At 75.0% G+C, this 23,018-nt stretch carries 29 protein-coding genes and 1 pseudogene; 13 read left to right on the forward strand and 17 right to left on the reverse strand.

The window, feature by feature from the left end; all coding sequences use genetic code 11:
* A complete protein-coding gene (ligD, locus tag E4P41_RS09995) occupies nt 1–1,062 on the forward strand; it encodes a non-homologous end-joining DNA ligase (RefSeq protein ID WP_135141120.1) in 1,062 nt (353 codons plus the stop codon).
* Nucleotides 1,063–1,075: 13 nt separating this feature from the next.
* Here ligD and E4P41_RS10000 read toward each other — a convergent pair whose 3' ends face one another.
* Entirely contained in the window at nt 1,076–1,504 is a 429-nt protein-coding gene (locus tag E4P41_RS10000) for a hypothetical protein (protein WP_135141080.1), read from the reverse strand.
* Between the two features lie 380 nt (nt 1,505–1,884).
* Between E4P41_RS10000 and E4P41_RS10005 the strand changes: the two genes are divergently transcribed.
* Nucleotides 1,885–2,286: a hypothetical protein gene (locus E4P41_RS10005; RefSeq protein ID WP_135141082.1), complete on the forward strand. Its 402-nt coding sequence runs from the start codon at nt 1,885–1,887 to the stop codon at nt 2,284–2,286.
* Here the strand turns inward: E4P41_RS10005 and E4P41_RS10010 are convergent, their stop codons facing one another.
* Nucleotides 2,287–2,517: a hypothetical protein gene (locus E4P41_RS10010; RefSeq protein WP_135141084.1), complete on the reverse strand. Its 231-nt coding sequence runs from the start codon at nt 2,515–2,517 to the stop codon at nt 2,287–2,289.
* A gap of 174 nt (nt 2,518–2,691) precedes the next feature.
* Entirely contained in the window at nt 2,692–2,988 is a 297-nt protein-coding gene (locus E4P41_RS10015) for a hypothetical protein (protein ID WP_135141086.1), read from the reverse strand.
* A 221-nt stretch (nt 2,989–3,209) separates the two neighbouring features.
* Between E4P41_RS10015 and E4P41_RS10020 the strand changes: the two genes are divergently transcribed.
* Nucleotides 3,210–3,413 (forward strand): cold-shock protein, encoded by a 204-nt coding sequence (locus tag E4P41_RS10020; protein WP_012948038.1) that lies wholly within the window; start codon nt 3,210–3,212, stop codon nt 3,411–3,413.
* A gap of 67 nt (nt 3,414–3,480) precedes the next feature.
* Here E4P41_RS10020 and E4P41_RS10025 read toward each other — a convergent pair whose 3' ends face one another.
* A complete protein-coding gene (locus E4P41_RS10025; protein WP_245177236.1) occupies nt 3,481–3,942 on the reverse strand; it encodes a hypothetical protein in 462 nt (153 codons plus the stop codon).
* A 277-nt stretch (nt 3,943–4,219) separates the two neighbouring features.
* Between E4P41_RS10025 and E4P41_RS10030 the strand changes: the two genes are divergently transcribed.
* Both E4P41_RS10030 and msrB read left to right on the forward strand, forming a co-directional pair.
* Entirely contained in the window at nt 4,220–4,348 is a 129-nt protein-coding gene (locus tag E4P41_RS10030) for a LuxR C-terminal-related transcriptional regulator (RefSeq protein ID WP_209307636.1), read from the forward strand.
* Nucleotides 4,349–4,381: 33 nt separating this feature from the next.
* A complete protein-coding gene (gene msrB / locus E4P41_RS10035; RefSeq protein WP_135141088.1) occupies nt 4,382–4,804 on the forward strand; it encodes a peptide-methionine (R)-S-oxide reductase MsrB in 423 nt (140 codons plus the stop codon).
* Nucleotides 4,805–4,848: 44 nt separating this feature from the next.
* Here the strand turns inward: msrB and hemQ are convergent, their stop codons facing one another.
* On the reverse strand, nt 4,849–5,559 hold the full coding sequence (gene hemQ, locus E4P41_RS10040; RefSeq protein WP_135141090.1) for a hydrogen peroxide-dependent heme synthase: 711 nt from the start codon (nt 5,557–5,559) through the stop codon (nt 4,849–4,851).
* 86 nt (nt 5,560–5,645) lie between these two features.
* The gene (locus tag E4P41_RS22050; RefSeq protein WP_167761013.1) at nt 5,646–5,783 is read right to left on the reverse strand and encodes a hypothetical protein; all 138 of its coding nucleotides are present in this window, start codon (nt 5,781–5,783) and stop codon (nt 5,646–5,648) included.
* 107 nt (nt 5,784–5,890) lie between these two features.
* Between E4P41_RS22050 and E4P41_RS22665 the strand changes: the two genes are divergently transcribed.
* On the forward strand, nt 5,891–6,844 hold the full coding sequence (locus tag E4P41_RS22665) for a hypothetical protein (RefSeq protein WP_135141092.1): 954 nt from the start codon (nt 5,891–5,893) through the stop codon (nt 6,842–6,844).
* Nucleotides 6,845–6,907: 63 nt separating this feature from the next.
* On the opposite strand, the gene hemG is transcribed toward E4P41_RS22665, so the two are convergent.
* Together hemG and hemE are read right to left on the reverse strand one after the other, a co-directional pair.
* A complete protein-coding gene (gene hemG, locus E4P41_RS10050; RefSeq protein WP_135141094.1) occupies nt 6,908–8,293 on the reverse strand; it encodes a protoporphyrinogen oxidase in 1,386 nt (461 codons plus the stop codon).
* Nucleotides 8,290–9,369 carry a uroporphyrinogen decarboxylase gene (gene hemE, locus E4P41_RS10055; protein WP_245177237.1) on the reverse strand — a complete coding sequence of 360 codons (1,080 nt, stop codon included), beginning with the start codon at nt 9,367–9,369 and terminating at the stop codon, nt 8,290–8,292. The genes hemG and hemE overlap by 4 nt, the downstream gene beginning before the upstream one ends.
* Nucleotides 9,370–9,441: 72 nt before the next feature.
* Here hemE and E4P41_RS10060 point away from each other — a divergent pair, with 72 nt between their 5' ends.
* From E4P41_RS10060 to E4P41_RS23170, 4 genes and pseudogenes are all read left to right on the forward strand, one after another.
* The gene (locus E4P41_RS10060; RefSeq protein WP_135141096.1) at nt 9,442–10,074 is read left to right on the forward strand and encodes a DUF3000 domain-containing protein; all 633 of its coding nucleotides are present in this window, start codon (nt 9,442–9,444) and stop codon (nt 10,072–10,074) included.
* A gap of 80 nt (nt 10,075–10,154) precedes the next feature.
* Nucleotides 10,155–11,444: a ribonuclease D gene (locus E4P41_RS10065; protein WP_280660051.1), complete on the forward strand. Its 1,290-nt coding sequence runs from the start codon at nt 10,155–10,157 to the stop codon at nt 11,442–11,444.
* 179 nt (nt 11,445–11,623) lie between these two features.
* A pseudogene (locus E4P41_RS23165) lies at nt 11,624–11,833 on the forward strand (3-hydroxyacyl-CoA dehydrogenase NAD-binding domain-containing protein); the annotation flags it as partial.
* A 106-nt stretch (nt 11,834–11,939) separates the two neighbouring features.
* Nucleotides 11,940–12,089 carry a hypothetical protein gene (locus tag E4P41_RS23170; protein WP_245177239.1) on the forward strand — a complete coding sequence of 50 codons (150 nt, stop codon included), beginning with the start codon at nt 11,940–11,942 and terminating at the stop codon, nt 12,087–12,089.
* A gap of 133 nt (nt 12,090–12,222) precedes the next feature.
* Here the strand turns inward: E4P41_RS23170 and E4P41_RS10075 are convergent, their stop codons facing one another.
* The 4 genes from E4P41_RS10075 to E4P41_RS10090 form a co-directional block, all read right to left on the reverse strand.
* The gene (locus E4P41_RS10075; RefSeq protein ID WP_135141098.1) at nt 12,223–12,420 is read right to left on the reverse strand and encodes a thiamine-binding protein; all 198 of its coding nucleotides are present in this window, start codon (nt 12,418–12,420) and stop codon (nt 12,223–12,225) included.
* 79 nt (nt 12,421–12,499) lie between these two features.
* The gene (gene dxs / locus E4P41_RS10080; RefSeq protein ID WP_135141100.1) at nt 12,500–14,416 is read right to left on the reverse strand and encodes a 1-deoxy-D-xylulose-5-phosphate synthase; all 1,917 of its coding nucleotides are present in this window, start codon (nt 14,414–14,416) and stop codon (nt 12,500–12,502) included.
* A gap of 126 nt (nt 14,417–14,542) precedes the next feature.
* Nucleotides 14,543–14,911 (reverse strand): hypothetical protein, encoded by a 369-nt coding sequence (locus E4P41_RS10085; RefSeq protein ID WP_245177240.1) that lies wholly within the window; start codon nt 14,909–14,911, stop codon nt 14,543–14,545.
* Between the two features lie 172 nt (nt 14,912–15,083).
* Nucleotides 15,084–15,311 carry a DUF4177 domain-containing protein gene (locus E4P41_RS10090; protein WP_135141104.1) on the reverse strand — a complete coding sequence of 76 codons (228 nt, stop codon included), beginning with the start codon at nt 15,309–15,311 and terminating at the stop codon, nt 15,084–15,086.
* A gap of 273 nt (nt 15,312–15,584) precedes the next feature.
* On the opposite strand from E4P41_RS10090, the gene E4P41_RS10095 reads away from it, so the two are divergent.
* On the forward strand, nt 15,585–16,295 hold the full coding sequence (locus tag E4P41_RS10095) for a hypothetical protein (protein ID WP_135141106.1): 711 nt from the start codon (nt 15,585–15,587) through the stop codon (nt 16,293–16,295).
* Between the two features lie 28 nt (nt 16,296–16,323).
* Here E4P41_RS10095 and E4P41_RS10100 read toward each other — a convergent pair whose 3' ends face one another.
* Together E4P41_RS10100 and E4P41_RS10105 are read right to left on the reverse strand one after the other, a co-directional pair.
* A complete protein-coding gene (locus E4P41_RS10100) occupies nt 16,324–17,715 on the reverse strand; it encodes a TRAM domain-containing protein (RefSeq protein WP_135141108.1) in 1,392 nt (463 codons plus the stop codon).
* A gap of 73 nt (nt 17,716–17,788) precedes the next feature.
* On the reverse strand, nt 17,789–19,768 hold the full coding sequence (locus E4P41_RS10105) for an APC family permease (protein WP_245177241.1): 1,980 nt from the start codon (nt 19,766–19,768) through the stop codon (nt 17,789–17,791).
* Nucleotides 19,769–19,988: 220 nt separating this feature from the next.
* Between E4P41_RS10105 and E4P41_RS10110 the strand changes: the two genes are divergently transcribed.
* Nucleotides 19,989–20,657: a TrkA family potassium uptake protein gene (locus E4P41_RS10110; RefSeq protein ID WP_135141112.1), complete on the forward strand. Its 669-nt coding sequence runs from the start codon at nt 19,989–19,991 to the stop codon at nt 20,655–20,657.
* Nucleotides 20,657–21,325 carry a TrkA family potassium uptake protein gene (locus tag E4P41_RS10115; protein WP_135141114.1) on the forward strand — a complete coding sequence of 223 codons (669 nt, stop codon included), beginning with the start codon at nt 20,657–20,659 and terminating at the stop codon, nt 21,323–21,325. The genes E4P41_RS10110 and E4P41_RS10115 overlap by 1 nt, the downstream gene beginning before the upstream one ends.
* Before the next feature lie 75 nt (nt 21,326–21,400).
* On the opposite strand, the gene E4P41_RS10120 is transcribed toward E4P41_RS10115, so the two are convergent.
* The 3 genes from E4P41_RS10120 to E4P41_RS10130 all read right to left on the reverse strand — a co-directional run.
* Nucleotides 21,401–22,159: a DUF3159 domain-containing protein gene (locus tag E4P41_RS10120; RefSeq protein ID WP_245177242.1), complete on the reverse strand. Its 759-nt coding sequence runs from the start codon at nt 22,157–22,159 to the stop codon at nt 21,401–21,403.
* A gap of 95 nt (nt 22,160–22,254) precedes the next feature.
* On the reverse strand, nt 22,255–22,632 hold the full coding sequence (locus E4P41_RS10125; protein WP_135141118.1) for an OB-fold nucleic acid binding domain-containing protein: 378 nt from the start codon (nt 22,630–22,632) through the stop codon (nt 22,255–22,257).
* Nucleotides 22,629–23,018, reverse strand: a 390-nt coding sequence (locus tag E4P41_RS10130; RefSeq protein WP_167761014.1) for a prolyl oligopeptidase family serine peptidase, incomplete at its 5' end; no start/stop codon positions are given. The genes E4P41_RS10125 and E4P41_RS10130, both read right to left, overlap by 4 nt.

A 23,018-nucleotide genomic window follows, 5' to 3' on the forward strand; every position in this document is an offset into this window, starting at 1 on the left:
ATGGCGTCGGCAAAGGACGCCGTCGTCCTCGAGATCGACGGGTACGAGGTGCGGGTCTCCAACCCGGAGAAGCCGTACTTCGCCGAGCGCGGCATCCGCAAGATCGACGTCGTCGAGTACTTCGTCGCGGTCGGCGGCGGCATCCTGGGCGCGCTGCGGGACCGGCCGACGACGCTGGAGCGCTGGCCGGGCGGGGTGTTCGAGGGGGCGCGGCTGTCGACGCGGGTGGACAACACCGGCGACGCCTTCTACCAGAAGCGGGTGCCCAAGAACGCCCCCGACTGGGTGTCGACGGCGCACATTACCTTCCCCAGCGGGCGGACGGCGGACGAGATCGCGCCGGACTCGGTCGCCGTCGTCGCCTGGTGCGCCAACCTGGGGACGCTGACCTTCCACCCGTGGCCGGTGTCGAAGGGCGACGTCGAGTCGCCGGACCAGATCCGCATCGACCTGGACCCGCAGCCGGGCACCGACTTCGCCGACGCCGTGGAGGTGGCGCCGCACGTCCGGGAGCTGCTGGCGGAGTTCGGCATGCAGGGGTGGCCGAAGACCTCCGGTGGCCGCGGCGTGCACGTCTACGTGCCGATCCAGCCGCGCTGGACGTTCCCCGAGGTACGCCGGGCGGTCATCGCGTTCGGCCGCGAGCTGGAGCGGCGGCTGCCCGACCGCGTGACGATGTCGTGGTGGAAGGAGGAGCGCGGGGAGAAGATCTTCATCGACTACAACCAGATGGCCCGGGACCGCACGATCGCCTCGGCGTACTCGATCCGGCCCCGGCCGCACGCGCCGGTGTCGGCCCCGGTCGACTGGGACGAGCTGCCCGATGTCCGGCCCGAGGACTTCGACGTCCTGACCATGCCGGCGCGGTTCCGCGAGGTGGGTGACAAGCACGCCGGGCTCGCCGACCACGCCTTCGGCATCGAGCCGCTGCTCGAGCTGGCCGACCGCCAGGCGGAGGACCAGGGCCTCGGTGACATGCCGTATCCGCCGGACTACCCGAAGATGCCGGGCGAGCCGATGCGGGTGCAGCCCAGCCGCGCCCGCAAGCCCGCCGCCGGCTGAGTCGGTCGCCGGGTCAGCAGCGGACGGGCGAGGTCTGCGGGGACACGGCGGTCCACCCGTAGGTGGTCTCTGTGGTGACGGTGAACCGGTGTTCCTGGCGACCGCCCCAGTAGACGCCGCTGAAGCTGGTCGCCTCGCGCCCCACGGTCGCGACGATGCTCGACGTGCCGCCCTCGCGGTGGACCCTGACGGTGTAGCCGCTGACGCCCGGCGACGAGCTGGGCGTCCAGGACAGCTGCACGCCGAACGTCGACCACCAGCACCAGCTGCCCGCCGTCGTCACGTTGCCGGGCGCCTGGACGGTCGCGCTGGAGACCTCGAGGGCGACGGTGCGCTGACTGACGAACGAGGCCGACGCCGACAGCGCAGCGCCCATCACCAGGGCGACTGCGACGGCGAGGACGACCCCCGCCCGCCAGAGGTCCGTTGCTGCTGAGCGCACGTCGCTGTTTCCTCTCCACCACGCGGGGACGTCCCGGCAGGTCCCACGCTCGCCGACCAGCCACAACGGATCCGCGACGGATCCGCAAGAGACTCGCAAGACGCGCGACGCAGGGCGTGAGTTCGCACGGCGCGGGGACCTGGCCATGATCGGCGCCTTCGACGGACCGTTGTCCACCATGAGGGAGGCGGCCCAGAAGGTGACCGCCGGGGACCCGTCCGTGGTCAACGGTGTGGTCGCCACCCGGTCGGTGCGGTCGCGGAACGAGGTGCTGCAGACCCGAGCCGTCACCCGGACGGGTGAGCGGCGGGGGCGCGCCCATCGCCTCTGCCACGGACCTGCCGTTGAGAGGACGTCCGGTCCACGACGGAGGTGCAGGGGTGCGGGTCTCGCTCTTGGTGTACGGCGTGCTGTACGTCGTCGTCGAGATCGTCGGCGCCCAGATCGAGGCGGTCGGCTGGCCGCAGCTGACGGCGCTGGACGTCGCCACCGCGGTGGCCAACGCCTGCCTGACCGTGGCCGTCGGCATCGCCGTCCTCGTCGGACTCGACGTCGGCGGCCGGCGCTGGCGCCGCTCGGTGCAGGCGTGGCAGGAGGAGCGGACCCGGCTCACCGAGGAGTCCTGGGACGAGCAGACGCCGATCACCGTCACCTCGTGGCGGCCGGAGCCGTTGGCGCTGCCGGCCGGCACGTCCTGGCGCCCGGTGCCGCGGACGGACGCCGACTACGCCGTCCCCTCCCACGGCCGTCCCTTTCCCGAGGAGTCCGGTCGGTTGCTCTGATCACCGGGATCGAGGCGTGCGGCGACCCCAGGCTGCTGCGTCGAGTCGGGGTCCGCCGCAGCCGGCAGGTGCTCGGCCACCCGCCCGGCGCGCACCACCCGGGGCGACCTCGGCGGCCAGCCGGCTCTGCGCCACCACCGGGCCGCGCAGGCGGTCGCGCAGCTGCGGGCCGCACACCGAGCTCAGGTCGTCGCCGGTCAGCTCGTCGAGCGCCGACGACAACCCCGCCACGACACCTCCCGGACGTCGGACGCCTGCACGGACGAGACCGCGCGGAGACAGGCCGGACAACACGAATCCGCAGGCCAAGGCCCTGTTCACGGACCCGCGAGGGCGTCGACACGCGTTGATGAGCGTGGCAGCGGACCGGCCGATCGAGGCGCAGCTCGGCTGCGCGCGGAGGGATCAGCCGGCGAGGATCGCGGCCTTGAGCCCCAGGTCGTGCACCGCGGCCGCCGCCGCGCCGCCGCGGCGGATGGCCCAGGCCAACGACACGGCGTCGGCGGACCCGGGCCGCGGACCGGTGCCGGAGACCAGCCGCCCGACCTCGTCGGGCGCGGCCCCCGCGCCGTCCGAGCGCAGCCACACCCATCCGGCCAGTTCCAGCCGCTCGGCCAGGTCGGCCTCGAGGTCGGCCTCGGCGAGGTCCTCGACGTCGCACAGGACGATCGGGGCGGTGGGCAGCGCGGCGGTGGTGGCCATGGCGGGAGTCCGTTCCTCGTCGATGCCGGGTCCCTCCCGGCGCAGACGACGGTCCGGTCCGCTCCGCAGGGCGCCGACGAGGGAGCCGCACGATCTCCGCAAGATCGGGCGCGCCCTCCCCGGCGCCCCGCGGACGCCGACCGGCGACTATGGTCGTCTCCGTCGGGAAGGCCCTGCGCTATGGCAGGACCCCGATGCACCACCTCAGCTAGGAGCGAGCAATGCCCGAAGGAACTGTCAAGTGGTTCAACGCGGAGAAGGGGTTCGGCTTCGCCACCCCTGACGGCGGCGGACCGGACGTGTTCGTCCACTACTCGGCCATCCAGACCAGCGGGTACCGCTCGCTCGACGAAGGCCAGCGGATCTCGTTCGACATCGAGCAGGGCCAGAAGGGCCCGCAGGCGGCGAACGTCAACCCGCTCTGATCCCCTGATCAGCGCACAGCGCCCCCGTCCGGCTCAGCCGGGCGGGGGCGCTGCCGTTGTCGGGCGCTCAGCGCGCCCGCGGCACGTATCCGCCGATGAGCGCCGACATGAGCAGCGCACCGTCGTCCGGCCCCACCGCCGTCGCAGCATCTGCGAAGGCCCGCCACCGGGCCCGTTCGACGTCGGTCGCCGCGTTCTCCGCCCGGGCGGTGAGCTGCTCGACCAGCCGGTCCCACTCCCCCTGCGGCGTCGGCCAGAGCCCGGCCAGTCGCCGGGCCTCCGGCGAGACGCCGGTGAACCGCACGATCTCGCCCGCGTAGTTGGTCAGCGCCTCGACGTAGCCCGCGGACACCAGCGCCCGCGCTGCGGCGGCCACCTCCGGCTTGGGCAGCCCGCTCGCCGGCACCACCTGTCCGAGGTACGGGTTGCCCCCGTACTCCGGTCCGTCGACCAGCCGCGCGATGGCCCGCAGCACCGGGAGGTCGCGGGTGAACCAGACGTCGGGCAGCGGGGTCTCCAGCGAGCTCACCGGTCCAGTCTCCGCCGCGCACGACGACGCCCCGCCACCCGGGTCAGGGGCTGGCGGGGCGCCTGGTGAGGCGATGGAACGGCCCCCTTCCAGGGGCCCATCCTGAGCTCGCGAAGGGTGAGGAGGAAAGGGCCTGAGTCGCGAGCCCCGGTGAGCTCGGGCCGCAGGACCAGGACGACGCCGAGCATCGCGTAGCCGACGAGCAGGTGACCGGCGGCGACGTAGGGCGACAGAGCCGGCAGCGCCTGCGCGAGCGGGATGTTGACCGGCGGCGCAGATCGCCGCAGCGCTCTACCTGTCGCCGAAGACCGTCCGAAACAACGTGTCCAACGTGCTCACGAAGCTGCAGGTCACCGACCGGGCCCAGGCGATCGTGCGGGCGCGCGAGGCCGGGCTGGGACGCTGAGCGGACTGGCGTGGGCCTCGTACCGTTGGGTGCATGACGACGTCCGCGCAGAACCAGCCGAAGGTCACCAAGAGCGACGCCGAGTGGCGGGCGCAGCTCTCGCCGGAGGAGTACGCCGTCCTCCGCCAGGCCGGCACCGAGCGGCCCTGGACCGGTGAGTACGTCGACACCAAGACCGAGGGCGTCTACGCCTGCCGGGCCTGCGGGGCGGAGCTCTTCCGGTCGCAGACCAAGTTCGACTCGCACTGCGGCTGGCCGTCGTTCTACGAGGCCTCGGCCGCGGACAACGTCGTCCTCCGTGAGGACCGCAGCTTCGGCATGGTCCGCACCGAGGTTCTCTGCGGCACCTGCCACAGCCACCTCGGCCACCTCTTCGACGACGCTCCGCAGACCCCGACCGGCGACCGCTACTGCATCAACTCGGTCTCGATTCGCCTCCAGCCCGCCCAGGGCTGAAGCGGAGTCGCTCGAGTGCGGTTTCCGCACTCGAGCGACTCCGGTCAGGGCAGGTCGGCGACGAGCTCCACGACGGGCTTGCGGACGCCGGTGTAGAACGGCACCTCCTCGCGCACGTGCCTCCGCGCGGTGGAGGCTCGCAGTTCGCGCATGAGGTCGACGATGCGGTGCAGCTCGTCGGCCTCGAAGGCCAGCATCCACTCGTAGTCCCCGAGCGCGAACGACGCGACCGTGTTGGCCCGGACGTCGGGGAAGCCGCGGGCCATCCGGCCGTGTTCGGCGAGCATCGCCCGGCGCTCCTCGTCGGGCAGGAGGTACCACTCGTAGGACCGCACGAACGGGTAGACGCACACGTAGCGGCGCGGCTCCTCGTCGGCCAGGAAGGCCGGGATGTGGCTGCGGTTGAACTCCGCCGGCCGGTGCAGGGCCATCTGCGACCACACCGGCTCCAGGTGCCGGCCCAGCGCCGTGCGGCGCAACCGGGTGTAGGCCTCCTGCAGCGCCTCGGGGGTCGAGGCGTGCCACCAGACCAGAAGGTCGGCGTCGGCCCGCAGGCCGCTCACGTCGTAGGTCCCGCGGACGACGACGTCCTTGCCGGCCAGCTCGTCGAGGAGGCCCTGCGCCTCGTCGGCGACGGCGCTGCGCTGCCCGTCACCGAGCGGGCGGGCCAGCCGGAACACCGACCACATCGTGTAGCGGATGGTCGCGTTCAACTCGTTCGCCCGCTTGCCGACGCTGCGCTGGTCCTCGCTCATGACCCCATCATCCCCCGCGCTGGCGGCCTCCCTGCAGGGTCCCGCCGCGCGAGCTGGCGAGCGGTGGGGGGCAGGGAGGTCCTCTTTCAGCGGGTCGCGGAGGTCGCCGCGCGCCGGTCCCGGACGACCACGGTGTGCGCGTCGCGGCAGTCGTCGCAGGCGGCCATCCAGACGTGGTGGCGCAGGCAGCGGGCGGGTCGGTCGGAGTGGTGCACGGAACTCATTGGGGGCTCAACAGCCACCGGCGGACGGCCATGCCGGGTGCCACCGTGGCGTCGGCCACCACCGGGCTCGGGTTGCCGACGGGACGCCGGGTCCGCAGGGTCGGGACATGATGGGCTCCCTCGCACGCGGACTGGTGGCCGGCGCGGTCGGCACCACCGCCCTCGACGCCGCCTCCTACCTCGACATGGTCTTCCGCGGCCGGCCGGCCAGCTCCGTTCCCGATCGCCTGGTGGACGCCGTGGCCGACCGCCTCGGCCTCGACCTCCCCGGCCGCGGCCAGGAACGGGCGAACCGGCGGACGGCGTGGGGCGCGCTGGTCGGCATCGGCAACGGACTGGCCACCGGCGTCGCCGCGAGCGTGATGCGGTCCGCCGGAGTGCGCTTCTCGCCCCCGGTCGGCGCGGTGGTCGCCGGCGCCGCCGCGATGGCCGCCACCGACGTCCCGGCAGCACTGCTGGGCGTCAGCGACCCCCGCTCGTGGAGCACCGCGGACTGGGCGACCGACGCGGTGTCCCACCTGGCCTACGGCGCCGGCGTGCAGGCCGTCCTCGAGACCGTCCCCACCGCCCGGGAGCGCCGGACGTCGCGGAACCCGGCCGGCGCCGGGCTGGCGCTGCGCTCGCTGCTGCTGGGCGTGGCCTCGGGGAGCCGCGGCACGCTCGGCCTGGCCGCGCCCGCGCTCACCACCCGCCGCGGGGTCAGCGCGTTCACCAAGGCGACGCGGGCCAGCCTCGTGGTGGCGGAGATGGCGGGCGACAAGCACCCGGCGACGCCGACCCGCACGACCGCGAGCGGGATGGCGCCGCGCTTCCTCGGCGCGACCACCGGTGCCGCGCGCCTCGCCGTGCGGGAACGCGCCAACGGTGCGGTCCCGGTGCTCGCCGCCGCGCTCGGCACGGCCGCAGGCTCCTGGGGCGGGCTCGGCTGGCGGCGCTGGGCGGCCGGCCGGATGCCGGACTGGCAGGCCGGCCTGATCGAGGACGCCGTCGCGCTCGTGCTCGCCGCGTCCGCCTGCCTGCCCGGGCGCGACCGGGTGCCGCTGGTGGCCGTCCCACGCTGAAACGGCCGCCCTTCAAGGTCCCGCGCCGAGCCTACGAGGCGTGGGGGGAAGGGGGGTCCTTCTTCAGAACAGCGCGTCGACGGCGTGCTGCGCGTCGCGGATGCACGCCGGGACGCCGACGCCCCCGAACGCCGCCCCGGCGACCGCCAGCCCCGGCACCGCACCCACCGCCGTCCGCACTGCCGCCACGCGCGCCGGGTGTCCGACCAGGTACTGCGGCAGCCCGCCGCCCCAGCGGACGACGCGGGTGGCGACCGGCTCCGGCCGGGACAGCTGCAGCAGGTCGGTGACGTCGGCGACCACGGCCGCGGCGAGGTCGTCGTCGCTGCGCTGCAGCTCGTGCTCGGCGCGGAACCGGCCCACCGACGAGCGCACCAGGAGATGCTCGCCGGCCAGGTGCGGCCACTTCCGCGACGAGACGGTGACGCCCTTGACCAGCCGGCCGGTCACCGGGGGCACCAGCAGGCCGGACCCCGGGGCGACGTCCTGCGCCGGGAAGGCCATCGCGACCACGGCCGTCGACGCGTACGGGATCCCCTGCAGCGGCTCGACCGCCGCCGGGGCGACCCCGGCCAGCAGCCGGGCGGCCTTGGGCGCCGGCGCCGCGACCAGGACGGCGTCCGCGGTCAGCCGCTCCGGCGCGTTGGCCCGGCCGACCGAGAGCTCGAAGCCGGTCGCCGTCCGGACCAGGCCGTGCGCCGGGGTGCGCAGCCGGACGTCGGCGCCCGAGGCGGCCACCAGTGCGTCGGGCAGCGCGCCGATGCCGTCGGCGACGGTCACGAACACCGGCCCGTCGGCGTCGAACCGGCTGCGCGCGCCGGCGTCGCGGGCCGCCGCCGCCGCGCCGAGCACGGAACCGGCGGCCGGCAGGTGCGCGGCCAGCTGCGGCATCGTCGCGGCCAGGGAGAGCTCGTCGGCCCGCCCGGCGTAGACGCCGCCGAGCAGCGGCTCGACGAGCCGGTCGACGACCTCGTCGCCGAGCCGCGCGCGCAGCAGGGCGCCCACCGCGACGTCGCCGTCCAGGGACAGCGGAGGCAGCTGCGTCTCGGCGGCCACCCGGGCGACGCCGTCCGGGGTGAGGACGCCGTCCAGCCCGTCGGCCGACGCCGGGACGCCGAGCACGGTGCCGGCCGGCAGCGGGTGCCGGCCGTCGGGCAGCACGACCGCCGCCTGCGTGGTGGCCGGCGCGACCAGCCGGTCGGCCAGCCCGAGCCGCTCCACCAGCCGCACCGCCTCGGGCACCCGCGCGAGCATCGCCTCGGGGCCGGTGTCGTACCAGTGTCCGGCCAGCTCGACGCGGTGCAGCTTGCCGCCGACCCGGTCGCCGGCCTCGAGGACGACGACCTCGTCGTCCGGGCGCCGCCGCCGCCATTCGAAGGCGGCGGCCAGGCCGGTGATCCCGGCCCCGACGACGACGAACCGGGTCGGCGGGCGGGCTGGGCGGGTCACGAGGTGAGCTCGTGGACCAGCTCGACCACGTGTGTGAGCACACCGGGGTCGGTCTCGGGCAGCACCCCGTGGCCGAGGTTGAAGACGTGCCCGCGCGCGGCCCGGCCCTGCTCGACGACCCGGCGCACCTCGCGGTCGACGGTGGCCCGGTCGGCGAGCAGGACGGCGGGGTCGAGGTTGCCCTGCAGCGAGCGCTGCGGCCCGACGCGCCGGGCGGCCTCGTCCAGGGGCACCCGCCAGTCGACGCCCACGACGTCGGCCCCGGCGTCCCCGACGAGCGGCAGCAGCTCGCCGGTGCCGACGCCGAAGTGGATCCGCGGCACCCCGTCCTCCCCCGCCCGCCCCGAGCCGAGCGCGTCGAAGACGGCGCGCGAGTGCGGCAGCACCCGCTCGGCGTAGTCGGCGGCCGACAGCACCCCGGCCCAGGAGTCGAAGAGCTGCACCGCCGAGGCCCCGGCATCGACCTGGGTTCGCAGGAACGTGGCCGCGGAGATCGCCAGCCGGTCGAGCAGCCGGCCCCAGGCCTCGGGCTCGGCGTACATGAAGGCCTTGGTGCGGGCGTGCTCCTTGGAGGGCCCGCCCTCGATCAGGTAGGTGGCCAGGGTGAACGGCGCACCGGCGAAGCCGATCAGCGGCGTGGCCCCCAGCTCGGCGACCAGCCGGCGCACCGCGGTCGCCAGGAACGCCAGCCGGTCGGGCTCGAGGGGCGGCAGCGCGTCGACGTCGGCGACGGTGCGCACCGGCTGCGCCACGACCGGCCCGACGCCGGGCTCGATCTCGATGTCGACGCCGGCCACCACCAGCGGCAGCACGATGTCGGAGAAGAGGATCGCGGCGTCCACCCCGTGCCGGCGCACCGGCTGCAGGGTGATCTCGGTGACCAGGTCGGGGTCCTGACAGGCTTCGAGCATCCGGGTGCCGGCACGCAGGGCCCGGTACTCCGGCAGCGAGCGGCCGGCCTGGCGCATGAACCACACCGGCGTGCGCCGCACCGGCAGGCCGCGGGCGGCCCGGACCAGGTCCGAGTCGGCGGGAGGGGACGCGGGCATCGGCGCGGGATCGGCAGCGGCGGTCACGACGTTCGATCCTCCCAGAACCCGTGCGGCGCGTCGGCGGCACCGGGCGGTCCGGCGACCTACCCTGCGAGCGTGGAGCCTTCCAGCCTGGCCGGCGCCGGGCCCGGCGCCGGCGACCGTCCCGGCGGCGATCCCCCGGAGGAGTTCCGCGCTGCCCTGGAGGCGCTGGCCGGCGTGACGGCCCGGCCGGAGATCGCCCTGGAGCCGATCCCCGCCCCGCAGCGGCTGGCGCCCTACGCGCACGCGCTCGGCGCCCTCGTCACCGAGACCGACGGCGACGAGGAGGTCGAGGTCGCCAGCGGGCGGTTCATCGTGCTGCACGACCCCGCCGGCCACGAGTCCTGGGCGGGCACCACCCGCTGCGTCGGCTACCTCTCGGCCGCCACCGACGAGCACATGGTGGACGACGCCATGTTCTCCGAGGTGGCCTGGAGCTGGCTGACCGACGCCCTCGCCGACGCCGGGGCCACCTCCCACGCGCTGGGCGGCACGGTCACCCGGACCGCGTCGACCCGCTTCGGCGAGCTCGCCGGACCGGAGCACTCGGTCGACGTCGAGATCCGCGCCTCCTGGACGGCGGAGGACACCCGGCTCGACCGCCACCTCACCGCCTGGCTCGACGTGCTGGGCAGCGCGGCCGGACTGCCGCCGCCGGGCGTCCGGTTGCTGGATCCCTCCGGGCCCTCCGGGAACGGCACTCTCTAACATCGGTGTCCCGGGGGTGCGCGACATCCCCGCGCCGGCCGCCCCTCCCCGGGGCCTCCTGCGGTCCCTGCCGTGGAGCCGTGCGGTGCCGTACACGCTGTCGAGACGGGCGAGAAGGTGGATCTGCGCTGAGCACCGAGCCCCTCCCGGCGCCGGACGACGAACCGGACGCTGCCCCCGCGGTCCCGCTCATCACCCCGCGCGACGGGCTGCCGCCGGTCATCGAGACCTCTCCCGCGCTGGTGGAGTACGCCGAGGCGCTGGCGGCCGGCACCGGCCCGGTCGCCGTCGACGCCGAGCGGGCCTCCGGCTACCGCTACGGCCAGCGGGCCTACCTGGTGCAACTGCGCCGCGCCGGCGCGGGTACCGGCCTGGTCGACCCGATCCCGCTGCCGGACCTGTCGGTGGTGCAAGGAGCGATCGCCGACACCGAGTGGGTGCTGCACGCGGCCAACCAGGACCTGCCGTGCCTGGCCGAGATCGGGCTGGTCCCCTCGCGCATCTTCGACACCGAGCTCGCCGCCCGGCTGGCCGGCCTGCCACGGGTGGGTCTCGGCGCCGTCGTCGAGTCGCTGCTCGGGTTCGCGCTGCAGAAGGGCCACTCCGCCGCCGACTGGAGCACCCGGCCGCTGCCCGAGGAGTGGCTGGTCTACGCCGCACTGGACGTCGAGGTGCTCGTCGACCTGCGGGACGCCCTGGCCGCCATCCTCGAGGAGCAGGGCAAGACCGAGTGGGCCCGTCAGGAGTTCGCGGCGATCCTCACCGCCGGGCCGCCCGCGCCCAGGGCCGACCCGTGGCGGCGGACCTCCGGCGTGCACGGGCTCCGCAACCGGCGACAGCTGGGCATGCTCCGCTCGCTGTGGCAGGCCCGCGACGAGCTGGCCCGCCGCCGCGACCTCGCGCCGGGGCGGGTCCTGCCGGACGCCGCCATGGTCTCGGCGGTGCAGGCCGACCCGCGCTCGGAGGCCGCGCTGCTGGAGCTGCCGGTCTTCCGCGGGCGGGCCAACCGGAAGCTGGTCGGCACCTGGTTCGGGGCGCTGGTCCGCGGCCGGGAGCTGCCGGAGTCCGAGCTGCCGCCGCAGAACAGGCCCGGGGACGGCCCGCCGCCGGTCAACCGCTGGGCCGACCGCGACCCGGCCGCCGCCACCCGGCTGCAGGCCGCCCGCGCCGGGCTGGCCGGGCTGGCCGCCACGCACTCCCTGCCGGTCGAGAACCTGCTCTCCCCCGACCTCGTGCGTCGGCTGATGTGGACCCCGCCCGAGCCGCGGGACGCCGACACGGTGGCCGCGGCGCTGCGAGCCGGCGGCGCCCGGCAGTGGCAGGTCGAGCTGACCCGCGACCTGCTCACCGACGCGCTGACCCGCGCCTGAAGCCGGCGACCAAGGCTCTTGCGGTGTTCCTCCCGCTCTTGCGCGGCTGCAGAACCGCGTGAGCACGAGGAGCGCCGCAAGAGCCATGCAGAACTCGAAGCGGTGCGGCCCGAAGGCTCGCCATGGGGCGCGACGTCTTCGCCGACGCCGACCTCGTCATCGAGGCGGTCTTCGAGGAGATGTCGGTCAAGCAGCAGGTGTTCGCCGAGGTGGAGGCCGTGGTCTCCGCCGAGTGCGTGCTGGCGACCGATACTTCGGCGCTGTCGGTGTCGGAGGTGGCGTCCAAGCTCGAGCACCCGGAGCGGGTGGTCGGTCCGCACTTCTTCAACCCGGTCGCCGTCCTCTCCCTGCTGGACGTCGTACGCGCCGACCAGACGGACGACGCCACGCGGGTCACCGCCTTCGCGGTCGGCAGGCAGCTGAAGAAGTCGTGGGTGCTGGTGGCCGACGCCCCGGCGTTCGTGGTCAACCGGCTGCTCACGCGTCGTCTAGCCGGTGCAGGACATCGACCTGTGCATGATCCTCGGCGCCGGGTGGCCGTTCTGGCTGGGCGGGATCTCTGCCCGCCTCGACCGCGAGGGCGTCTCCGAGAAGATGACCGGCTCTCGGTTCCTGCCGGAGGGCGTGGCCTCGCTGCCGGCCTGAGGGCGCTGACGCACGGCGGCCCGGACCCCGCGCGGGGTCCGGGCCGTTCCTCGTCCTGGCTCACCCTGTGGTCGCCGAGCTCGCGCCACAGCGCGAGCCTCGCGGCGACGACGCGAGCCAGGACGTGTGCGGGCTACCTGAACTTGCGGGTGAGGCTGTCCATCGTGCGGTCCACCGAGGCGATCGTGACGTGCGAGATCCCCCTGGTCGCGCCGGCGGCCAGCATCGCCTCGTGCGCGGCTCGCAGCGTGGCCCACACCGCGTCGGCCTCGCCCTCGAGCGTCGTCCCCAGGGCGCCGACCTCGTACCGCAGCCCGGAGGCCTGGATCACGGCCCCGTCCGGAGGCTCGCCCTGAGCTTGCGAGGGGTGAGAGGGACGAGGTCCTTCGACTAAATCTCCGCCACGACCGTCATGGGGTCTCCTCGACCGCCTCGGCCATGCTGCCCTCGGCGCGCTCGGCGAGCACCGCCGTCCACTCGGCGATCCGGCGGGCGACGTCCTGCTCGGTGAGTCCGGCGTCGGCGAGCACCTGGCCCACGCTGCCGTGCTCGAGGAACGCCTGCGGCAGCCCCAGCGCCCGCAGCGGGACGTCGATGCCGCGGTCCTGCAGGGCCTGGGTCAGCGTGGTGCCCACCCCGCCCGCGCGCCCGCCGTCCTCGACGGTGACGACCAGGCGGTGATCGGCGGCCAGGCCGACCAGCTCGGGAGCGACCGGCAGCACCCAGCGCGGGTCGACGACGGTGACGTCGATGCCGTGGTCGGCGGCGCGCTCGGCGGCGGCCAGGCACATCGGCACCATCGAGCCGACGGCGACCAGCAGCACCTCCTGCCGCTCTCCGCGGCGCAGGACGTCGACCGGTCCGCGCCGCTCCAGCGCCGGGATGTCCACCGGCGGGGTGCCCTTGGGGAAGCGGACGACGGTCGGGCCGTCGGTCACCGCGACCGCCTCGCGCAGCGCCTCCCGGAGCGTCGGCTCGTCGCGCGGCGCGGCCAGCCGCAGCCCGGGGACGACGGAGAGGATCGACATGTCCCACATGCCGTTGTGCGAGGCACCGTCGCTGCCGGTGACCCCGGCGCGGTCCAGGACGACGGTGACCGGCTGGCGGTGCAGCGCGACATCCATGAGCAGCTGGTCGAAGGCCCGGTTGAGGAACGTCGAGTAGACGGCGACGACCGGGTGCAGCCCGCCCATGGCCAGGCCCGCGGCCGAGGTGAGCGCGTGCTGCTCGGCGATGCCGACGTCGTAGGTGCGCTCGGGGAAGCGTTCGGCGAAAGGCGCCAGCCCGGTCGGGTGCAGCATCGCGGCGGTGATCGCGACGACGTCGGAGCGTTCGGCGCCGATCCGCACCAGCTCGTCGGCGAAGGCCGTCGTCCAGTCGCGGCCGGCGGTCGCCGCGGTGACCCCGCTGTCGGGGTCGAAGACGCCGGTGGCGTGCCAGGCGTCGATCTGGTCGGTCTCGGCCGGTGGGTAGCCGAAGCCCTTGGTGGTGACGGCGTGCACGATGACCGGCCCGCCGAACGACCGCGCCCGGCGCAGGGCGGACTCCATGACCTCGACGTCGTGGCCGTCGACCGGGCCGATGTACTTCAGGCCGAGGTCCTCGAACATGCCCTGCGGCGAGAGGACGTCCTTGAGGCCCTTCTTGATGGCGTGCAGGGCGTCGAACAGCGCCGAGCCGACGACCGGGGCGCGGTGCAGCGCCTGTCGTATTTGCAGCAGCGCCTGCTCGTAGCCGGGGCGCAGCCGCAGCGTGGCCAGCGCGTCGGCGACTCCGCCGATGGTCGGCGAGTAGGAGCGGCCGTTGTCGTTGACCACGATGACCACCGGGCGGTCCTGGGCCCCGGCGATGTTGTTCAGCGCCTCCCAGGCCATGCCGCCGGTCAGCGCACCGTCGCCGATGACCGCGACCACCGGCCGGTGCTCCCCGCGGACGGCGAAGGCCTTGGCCAGCCCGTCGGCGTAGGACAGCGAGGTGGAGGCGTGGCTGTTCTCCACCCAGTCGTGCTCGCTCTCGGTGCGGCTGGGGTAGCCGGAGAGGCCGCCGCGCTGGCGCAGCCGCCGAAAGCCCTCCACCCGGCCGGTGAGCATCTTGTGCACGTAGCTCTGGTGGCCGGTGTCGAAGACGATCGGCTCGCGCGGGGAGTCGAAGACCCGGTGCAGGGCGATGGTGAGCTCGACCGCACCGAGGTTGGGCCCCAGGTGCCCGCCGGTCCGGGCGACGCTGGTGACCAGCGCGTCGCGGATCTCGGCGGCCAACGCCGGCAGCTGTTCGGCCGGGAGGGCCTTCAGGTCGTCGGGGGTGCAGAGCGATCGCAGGAGCGACACGAGGGGGTGCGTCCTCTCCATCGGCGGCAGGTTGCGGCATCGCTTCGGCCGCCGACCAACTGTAGCCGCGTACGCGCGGCTCTTCCGGTCGAGCGCGGGGCTCCGGCATGTGGTCGCGGCCCCTGGTCACAGCCGGGGTACCCACCGCTCTCCCCGCAACGCACCGGCCACCGCCTCGACCCCGCGGGCGGCGGCCGCCAGCCGGGCACCCTCCCGCTCGTAGGCGGCGATCGCCGCCTCCATCGCGTCGGCCGGCAGGTCGTCGGTGAGCTCCACCCGGACGGTGCGCCAGCCCGCGCGGGCTGCCTCGAGCCCGGCGGACACGTGGTCGCGGGCGAACCGGGCCAGCAGCACGGGATAGCGGCGCAGCACCTCGTGCGCCCGGTAGTCCGGCGGCACCAGGTCGAACAGCCAGGCGACGGCGGTCCGCTCCCAGTCGGGTGCACCGGGCGGCCGCACGGTGTCCGGCCAGCCCGGCGGCAGCGTCGCGTCCACCGCGCCAGTGTGCCGCATTGGTCGAACGCGTGTTCGACGGCGCGCTGTCCTGCGGGTGAGATCGCCGGTTTGGCACGGCTGGGCGGCCGCAGCGTGCGGGGGGGGCGCCAGGGCCAGCTCCACGTCGAGATCGGCGCGGATGGGCGGCCCGAGCGTGCGGGGGGACGCTCCTTCAGGAGGTGGGGCGCTTCAGCCAGAACTGCTCGAAGCCCCAGGTGCCCGCGCCGCTGGAGTGATAGCTGACCAGCTCCCACCCCTCGCTGCCGAGCCGGTTGAGCACCGAGCTGGTGTCACCGGCCTGGCGCTCCGACTGCCCGCCGGGGAGCTTGACGCTCACCCCCGCGCGCTGCGACTCGGCGTCGTTGGCCGTGATGACCGAGGCGTACTCCCAGGTGGTCACGGGGAGCCACGGTAGCCGTTCGCTCCGCGCCGACCGGGCCGGACACCCTCGTCCCGTCCGACCCCTTCCGTCGCCTCACCCGTCCGGGTTACCGTCACTGGGCGCACTGGACCGAGCGCTCTGCGTGTGCAGACCTCGTCCAGACCGCCAGAGCTCCCGCGCCCGCCACCTGCCGCACGCACCCGCCGAGGGGATCCGCAACGCATGCTCCGCCCGTCGAGAACCCGCCCCGAAGGCTCCCGCGCCTCCCGTGCCGCGGCGACCGCCCTGGGGATGCTCTCCTTCGTGGGCATGGCCGCCGGCCTGGGGGCCGTCGCCGCGGACGACGGCGGGGTGCCCGGGCCCGGCACCGCCGCGGTCCAGACCGCGGTCGAGGCCTCGGCCAGCGGCATCGGGGACGCCGCCCGCGCCGGCGAGATCGGTGATGCGGTCCGGGTCGGCGAGATCGGGGACGCCGTCCGCGCCGGCGAGGCCCCGGACGGCACCCGCGCCGACGGCGTCGACCGTCCATCCCGGGCCCCCGCGTCGGCCCCGGGCTCCTCCCTCGCCGCGCCGTCCGCCACCTCCGCAGCCGCGGCATCGACTGCCGGTGCTCTCCCGGCCGCGGCCGGCGCACCGGCGGCCGCCCCGTCCGCGGGCGGGACGGCGACCGCACCGGCCGGTACGCCGGCAACCCCGAGCGCGAGCGCGACGGCATCGCCGTCCGGCGCCGCGGCTCCGTCGGCCCGGGTCCCCTCGCCGTCGACGACGGTTCCTGCTGGCCCGGCCGAGCCGTCCGCCGTGGCAGCCGTCCCGCAGGTCGGGCCCTCGACCGCCGACAGGTCGGCGGAGCCGAGCCCGACCGCCCCTGCGGAGGGGACCGGTACCGCGTCCGTGCCGAGCCTCCCGGTCCCCTCTATCAGCCTCGACCCCGACAACCCCGACAACCCCGACGCCCCCGAGGACGACGGGAACGACGACCGCGGGGAGCGCGGCCGACGCTGAGCAGCCGCGGGCGAGGAGACCGGTCGGCTCAGACCCGTACCAGCAGCGCCACGCACTCCACGTGCGCGGTCATCGGGAAGGCGTCGTACCCGCGCAGCCCGGTCAGGCGGTAGCCGCCCTCGGCGAAGACGGCGACGTCCCGGGCCAGGGACGCCGGGTCGCAGGCCACGTAGACCACCGCCCGGGGCCCGGCCGCCGCCAGCACCCGGCTGACCGCACGGCCCGCCCCCGCCCGCGGCGGGTCGAGGACGACGACGTCGGGGCCACCGTCCAGCTCGGCGAGCAGCCCGGTCAACCCCTCGGCGTCCACCTCGCCCTGCCAGACCTCCGCCTGCGGCAGCCCGGCCAGGTTGGCCTCGGCGGCGGCACAGGCGGCCTCGTCGGCCTCCACGCAGACGACCCGGCCCTCCGCGCCGGCCGCGGGGGCCAGTGCCCCGCCGAACAGACCCGCGCCGGCGTAGAGGTCGAGCACCGTCTCCCCCGCCCGCACGGCGGCGAAGGTCGCCACGGCGCCGATCAACGCGTCCGCCGCCGCCGGGTGGACCTGCCAGAAGCCGGTGCCCTCCACCTCCCACTCGCGCCCGGCGGCCGAGCGGGCGGCGCGCCCGGCGGGCTCGGCCGGCACGTCCTCGCCGGCGCGCAGCACCCGGGTCGACCGGGGCTTGCCGCGCCGGTCGAGCCGGGTGGTGGTCACCGTGCCCGCCGCGTCGACGGCGACGTCCACCGCTCCGGCACCCGGCCAGCGGCGGTCCAGGACGGCGCGCGCGGCCGGCACCACGGTGATCGGGCAGTCGTCCAGCAGCACGAGGTCGTGCGAGCGGTGCCGGCGCAACCCCGGCGCCCCGAAGCGGTCGACGGCGAACCGGGCGCGGGTGCGCCAGCGCAGCGGCCCGCCGGGCAACTCCTCGACGACGAGATCGCGGACGACCGGGTCGCCGTCGGTCAGGCCGCCCAGTCGGGTCAGCTGCTCGCGGACCACCGCCGCCTTGAGCCGGCGCTGGCCGGCCGGGTCCACGTGCTGCCAGTCGCAGCCGCCGCAGCGCCCGGGTCCGCTGTAGGGGCAGGGCCGCGGCACCCGGTCGGGCGCGGCCGCCAGCACCTCGACGGCGTCGGCGCGGCAGAACCCGGGCTGGCGGTCCTCGGTGACCCGGACGACGACCCGCTCGCCGGGCAGTGCGTGCCGCACGAAGACGACTCGCCCCTCGTGCCGGGCCACGCAGTGCCCGCCGTGCGCGACCAGCCCGACGGTGACCTCGAACTCCCGGCCGGTCCAGCCCAGGCCCCGCTGCAGGGGCCCGCCGCGAGCCTGCGAGCGGTGGGGGGCAGCGGGCGGCCGCCCTTCAGCGGCCCGCGCCGAGCCTGCGAGGCGTGGGGGTGAGGCCCCGTCCCGAGGCTCGCCCCGAGCCTGCGAGGGGTTCATGGCCCCGTCCAGGGCACCGCCGCGAGCTCGCGAGCGGTGGGGAGGACGGGGTCCTTCCCGGGGTCCTTCGGCTTCATCCATAGGGGGTCTGCTCGGGCTCGTCGGCCAGGCCGCGGCGCAGGTCACCGGGCCCCGGCCCGGTCGCGCGCAGGCCGGCGTCCTCGCGTCCGACCGAGCTCTCCAGCTGCCACGGCACCGAGGTGATCATGACCCCGGGCTGGAACTGCAACCGGGCCCGCAGCCGCAGCGCGCTCTGGTTGTGCAGCAGGTTCTCCCACCAGTGGCCGACCACGTACTGCGGGACGAAGACGACGACCAGCTCGCGGGGGCTGTCCCGGCGGATGGACTTGACGAAGTCCACGACGGGCCGGGTGATCTCCCGGTACGGCGACTCCACCACCGTCAGCGGGACGGGGATGTCGTAGCGGTCCCACTGGTTCTGCAGCGCCCGGGTCTCGGACTCGTCGACGTTCACCGTGAGCGCGGTCAGGTGGTCGGGCCGGGTGGCGCGGGCGAAGGCCAGCGCCCGCAGCGTCGGCTTGTGCACCCGGGAGACCAGCACGACGGCGTGCACCTTGCTGGGCAGCATCCGGGAGTCGGTGTCGGGCACCAGCTGCTCGGCGACGTGCGAGTAGTGCCGGTTGATCGCCCGCATCAGCAGGAAGAGCACCGGCATCACCAGTAGAACCAGCCACGCGCCCCGGGTGAACTTCGTGACGATGATGATCACGAGCACGACGGTCGTGAGGCTGCCGCCGACGGCGTTGATCGCCTGGGACCGGCGGATGCGCCGACGGACCTGGGCGTCGGCCTCGTCGCGCAGCTCCCGGTTCCAGTGCCGGACCATCCCCCACTGACCGATGGAGAAACTGGTGAAGACGCCGACGATGTAGATCTGGATCAGCCGGTTGACGTCGGCCTCGAACGCGGCGATCAGCAGTGCGGCGAAGCCGGCGAGCAGCAGGATGCCGTTGCTGTAGACCAGCTTGTCGCCGCGGGTGTGCAGCTGCCGGGGCAGGAAGCGGTCCTGGGCGAGCACCGAGCCCAGCAGCGGGAAGCCGTTGAACGCGGTGTTCGCGGCCAGGATCAGGATGAGCGCGGTGGCCGCCTGGATGTAGAAGAAGCCCGGCGACGTGAACCCGCCGAACGTCGCCGCGGCGACCTGGGCGATGACCGTCCGCTGCGGCTCGGTCTCGCAGGCGGTGAAGCCGACGAGGTCGCAGGGATGCTCGGCGTACCGGACGTCAGCGGCCAGCGCCAGCGCGGTGACGCCGGAGAACATCGTCGCGGCGAGGCCGCCCATGAGCGCCAGCGTGGTGGCGGCGTTGCGGCCCTTCGGCGGCTTGAAGGCCGGGACCCCGTTGGCGATCGCCTCCACGCCGGTGAGTGCGGTGCACCCGGAGGCGAAGGCGCGCAGCACGAAGAACGCCAGCGCCAGGCCGGTGACCTGCTCGAAGCCGGGCTCGGGGGTGATCGCGTAGCCCGCGCTCTCGGCGGTGAGGCCGTCCCCGAGGAAGTGGCGCAGCAGTCCGGTGACGATCATCACCAGGATGCCGGAGATGAAGAGGTAGGTCGGAGCGGCGAAGGTGCGGCCGGACTCGCGCAGCCCGCGCAGGTTGGCCGCGGCCAGCAGCGTCACCAACCCGACGGCGATGGCGACGCGGTGCTCGTCGAGCGAGGGGAACGCCGAGATGATGTTGTCCGTGCCGGCCGCGACCGACACCGCGACGGTCAGCACGTAGTCGACCAACAGTGCGCTGGCCACGGTGAGCCCGGCGAACTGCCCGTGGTTCCTCATCGCGACCTCGTAGTCGCCCCCGCCGGACGGGTAGGCCCGCACCACCTGGCGGTAGGAGAGGACGACGGTCACGAGCAGCAGGACGACGGCGATGGCCAGCCACGGCGCCAGGAAGAGGAACGCCGTCCCGGCCAACGTCAGCACGATGAGGATCTCCTGCGTGGCGTAGGCCACGGAGGAGAGCGGGTCGCTGGCGAAGATGGGCAGCGCCAGGCGCTTGGGCAGCAGCGACTCCCCGAGCCGGTCGCTGCTCACGGGTCGTCCCAGGACCAGGCGTTTCGGGAGTTGTCCGAGGTCGGACAGGCTTGGCACGGCGGCGATGGTACGGACGCCCGAGCTGTCCGCGCCCTCGCCCGGAGGGTGAGTTCCGGCGCTGCGGACCACGGCCCCGGGAGCGGCCGGGTGTAGCTTCGCGGCCGGACACGCGCGGGCCGACGACGCCGGCGCACCCCGACTGCGATCTCAGGAGTTCCCCGTGCACGTGGTCGTCATGGGCTGCGGCCGCGTCGGGTCGGCGATCGCCCGCCGGCTCGAGGAGATAGGCCACAGCGTGGCCGTCATCGACCAGGACCCGGAGGCCTTCCGCCGGCTGGGCCCGGACTTCACCGGCCGCCAGGTGACCGGGCTCGGCTTCGACCGCCAGACGCTGCTCGACGCCGGCGTCGACTCCGCCGGGGCCTTCGCTGCGGTCAGCAGCGGTGACAACTCCAACATCATCAGCGCGCGGGTCGCCCGCGAGACCTTCGGCGTCCAGCACGTCGTGGCCCGCATCTACGACTCCAAGCGCGCCGAGGTCTACGAGCGGATGGGCATCCCCAGCGTCGCCACCGTCCCGTGGACGGTGAACCGGCTGCTGCGCGAGCTGCTGTCGGTCAAGGTCAGCGAGCTGTGGCGGGAGCCGACCGGGCAGGTCCTGCTCATGCGGGTCACCGTCACCGAGCCCTGGGTGGGCCGGCGGCTCGCCGACCTGGAAGCCGCGTCCGGGGCGCGGGCCGCCTGGCTGGTCCGCTACGGCGAGGCGCAGCTGCCGACGCCGGCCACCGTGCTGCAGGACGGCGACCAGCTGGTGGTCGCCTCGACCGACGCGATCACCCAGCGGGTGCACGAGGTGGTCGAGCGGGGCCCCGGAGGAGAGGGACACTGATGCGGGTCGCCATCGTGGGCGCGGGCGCCGTCGGCCGCTCGATCGCCGGGGAGCTGCTCAGCAACGGGCACACCGTGATGCTCATCGAGAAGGACGGCCGCAAGGTCCGCACCCGGGCGGTGCCGGGCGCCGAGTGGGTGCAGGCCGACGCGTGCGAGGTCTCCTCCCTCGAGGAGGCGCAGCTGGCCACCTGCGACGTCGTCGTGGCAGCCACCGGAGACGACAAGGCCAACCTGGTCGTCTCGCTGCTGGCCAAGACGGAGTTCGCGGTCAACCGCGTCGTTGCCCGGGTCAAGGACCCGCGCAACGAGTGGCTCTACACCGAGGCGTGGGGCGTCGACGTCGCCGTCTCCACGCCCCGGGTGCTGGCCGCGCTGGTGGAGGAGGCGGTGACGGTCGGCGACGTCGTCCGCCTGATGAGCTTCCGCAAGGGCGCCGCCAACCTCGTCGAGATCACCCTCGCCGAGGACACCCCGTGGGTGGGCAAGCCGCTGCGCGAGGTGCCGCTGCCGCGGGAGACGGTGCTGACGGCCGTGCTCCGCGGCGACCGGGTCATCACCCCGACGCCCGACGAGCCGCTCGAGGCCGGCGACGAGCTGCTGTTCGTCACCCATGCCGACGTCGAGGAGCAGCTGCAGCAGGTGCTCTCCCCCGCCGTCCCGGGCTAACCGGCGCCATCGTGCGCTCGTGGTGGTCTCACGGGCGCATGACGGCGGTGCTGACCGATGCTCCTCCGGTTGCCGTCAGGCCGCGGGGCGCTGCCCGCCTGCCGCGTCGGCGCGGTGCCGGTGCAGCCGGGACACCACCCACAGGGTCACCACGACCTCCACGGCGGTGACCGGCAGGCCGAGCACGAGCGAGGCGGTGGCGAGCAGCTCCACCTCGTCGGCCCGGTAGAGCACCCACTGGACGGCGACGCGCACCAGGAAGACGACGCCCCACATCAGCGTCAGCCAGGAGTAGGCGCGCACCATGCGGGGGTCGTCCCGCCAGTGCCGCTCCGGTGCGGGGTCCGCCGGGCGGGCGCCGGTCGACGGGTCCAGCGGCGGCCGGTGGTGCAGCGCGGCGTTGACCCGGTCGAGCCGGCCCCGCAGCCCGGGCATCGACTGCGATGCCATCGAGCCGAGGTGGCTGGGCGCGAGGAACTCGGCGACCACGCCCACCAGCGGCCAGCGGACGAGGATCGAGCCGAGCAGCACCACGCCGAGGGCGGCGTTGCGGATCAGCCCGGGCACGAAGAAGTCGCGGGCCTGCCCGGAGGCGGCGGCGATGGCGACCGCGATGGCGACGCCGAAGAGCCCGCTGAACGCCTGCTGCATGCTCTCCCGGCGGACCAGGCGCAGCCCGAAGAGCAGGACGGCGGCGCCGAGCGCGGCCCAGATGCCGGCGCGCAGCCCGGCCAGTGAGTTGGCCACGATGAAGGCGACGGTGGGCAGCGTTGCGTCGAGCATGCCGCGCCAGCCGCCCAGCTGGTCGAGCACCAGATGCCGGTCGAAGGTCACGCCGCGCGGCCCGGCCGCCGGATCGTCGTCCGCCGGCCGTGCCGGACCCTGCGGCCCGGCCGGACCCGGACGCCCGTCCCCCTCAGGCGCAGCCGTCACCCGGCGCTCAGCTCGTACCGGGGGTTGTAGATGACCTGCCGCCCGTCGAAGGAGGCGAAGCGGCCGTGCGCGGTGAGCGTGCGGCCGGGCTCGATGCCGGGGATCCGCCGCCGGCCCAGCCACACGAGGGTGACCGACCCCGAGCCGTCGAAGAGCTCGGCCTCCAGGGTGGGCACCGTCTCCCGCGGGGTGTAGACCACCGACTTCAGCCGGCCGGTGACGGTGACGACGGCGCCCTTGCGGCAGGCGCTGACCTGCTCGCACCCGGCCCGCACCGACCCCGCACGCAGCCGTTCCGCGTCGATGGCCTGGTCGTCGGCGGTCAGCCGCTGCAGGGTCCGCGCGAACCAACCGCCCTGGCGTGTCTGCGTCACGGAACCAGCGTAGATCGGCGGCGGGAGGCCCCGGCGCGGTGCCGCAGCCAGTCGCGGACCAGCGCCCACGGCTCCCCCGCCGGGTCGACGAGCACCATGTGGTCGCCGGGCACCAGCCGCACGTCGACGTGCACGCCCGCCGCCGCGGCTGCCTGCGCGTAGCGGGTGCTCTGCTCCGCCGGTACGACACCGTCGCCGGTGCCGTGCACGCAGAGCAGGTCTACCCCGGCCGGCACCAGCCGCACCGGGTCGGCGGTCGCGTAGCGCTCCGGGGCCCCGGCGGGCTCGGCGCCGAGCAGGCCCTGCACCGCCCGGTCGCCCATGCCCTGCGCCGCGGCGCGCTCGAGGTCGAGCACGCCGGCCTGCAGGACGGCCGCGCCCACCCG

The organism is Geodermatophilus sp. DF01-2 (assembly GCF_004571065.1).
Taxonomy (GTDB): domain Bacteria; phylum Actinomycetota; class Actinomycetes; order Mycobacteriales; family Geodermatophilaceae; genus Geodermatophilus.

Bases quoted from the DNA above. Each gene is read 5' to 3' on its own strand.
- E4P41_RS10020 (WP_012948038.1), top strand. From the start codon at position 3,210: ATGCCCGAAGGAACTGTCAAGTGGTTCAACGCGGAGAAGGGGTTCGGC.
- ligD (WP_135141120.1), top strand. From the start codon at position 1: ATGGCGTCGGCAAAGGACGCCGTCGTCCTCGAGATCGACGGGTACGAG.
- E4P41_RS10095 (WP_135141106.1), top strand. From the start codon at position 15,585: ATGCTCTCCTTCGTGGGCATGGCCGCCGGCCTGGGGGCCGTCGCCGCG.
- msrB (WP_135141088.1), top strand. From the start codon at position 4,382: ATGACGACGTCCGCGCAGAACCAGCCGAAGGTCACCAAGAGCGACGCC.
- E4P41_RS22665 (WP_135141092.1), top strand. From the start codon at position 5,891: ATGATGGGCTCCCTCGCACGCGGACTGGTGGCCGGCGCGGTCGGCACC.
- hemQ (WP_135141090.1), bottom strand. From the start codon at position 5,559: ATGAGCGAGGACCAGCGCAGCGTCGGCAAGCGGGCGAACGAGTTGAAC.
- E4P41_RS10115 (WP_135141114.1), top strand. From the start codon at position 20,657: ATGCGGGTCGCCATCGTGGGCGCGGGCGCCGTCGGCCGCTCGATCGCC.
- E4P41_RS22050 (WP_167761013.1), bottom strand. From the start codon at position 5,783: ATGAGTTCCGTGCACCACTCCGACCGACCCGCCCGCTGCCTGCGCCAC.
- E4P41_RS10015 (WP_135141086.1), bottom strand. From the start codon at position 2,988: ATGGCCACCACCGCCGCGCTGCCCACCGCCCCGATCGTCCTGTGCGAC.
- E4P41_RS10100 (WP_135141108.1), bottom strand. From the start codon at position 17,715: ATGAACCCCTCGCAGGCTCGGGGCGAGCCTCGGGACGGGGCCTCACCC.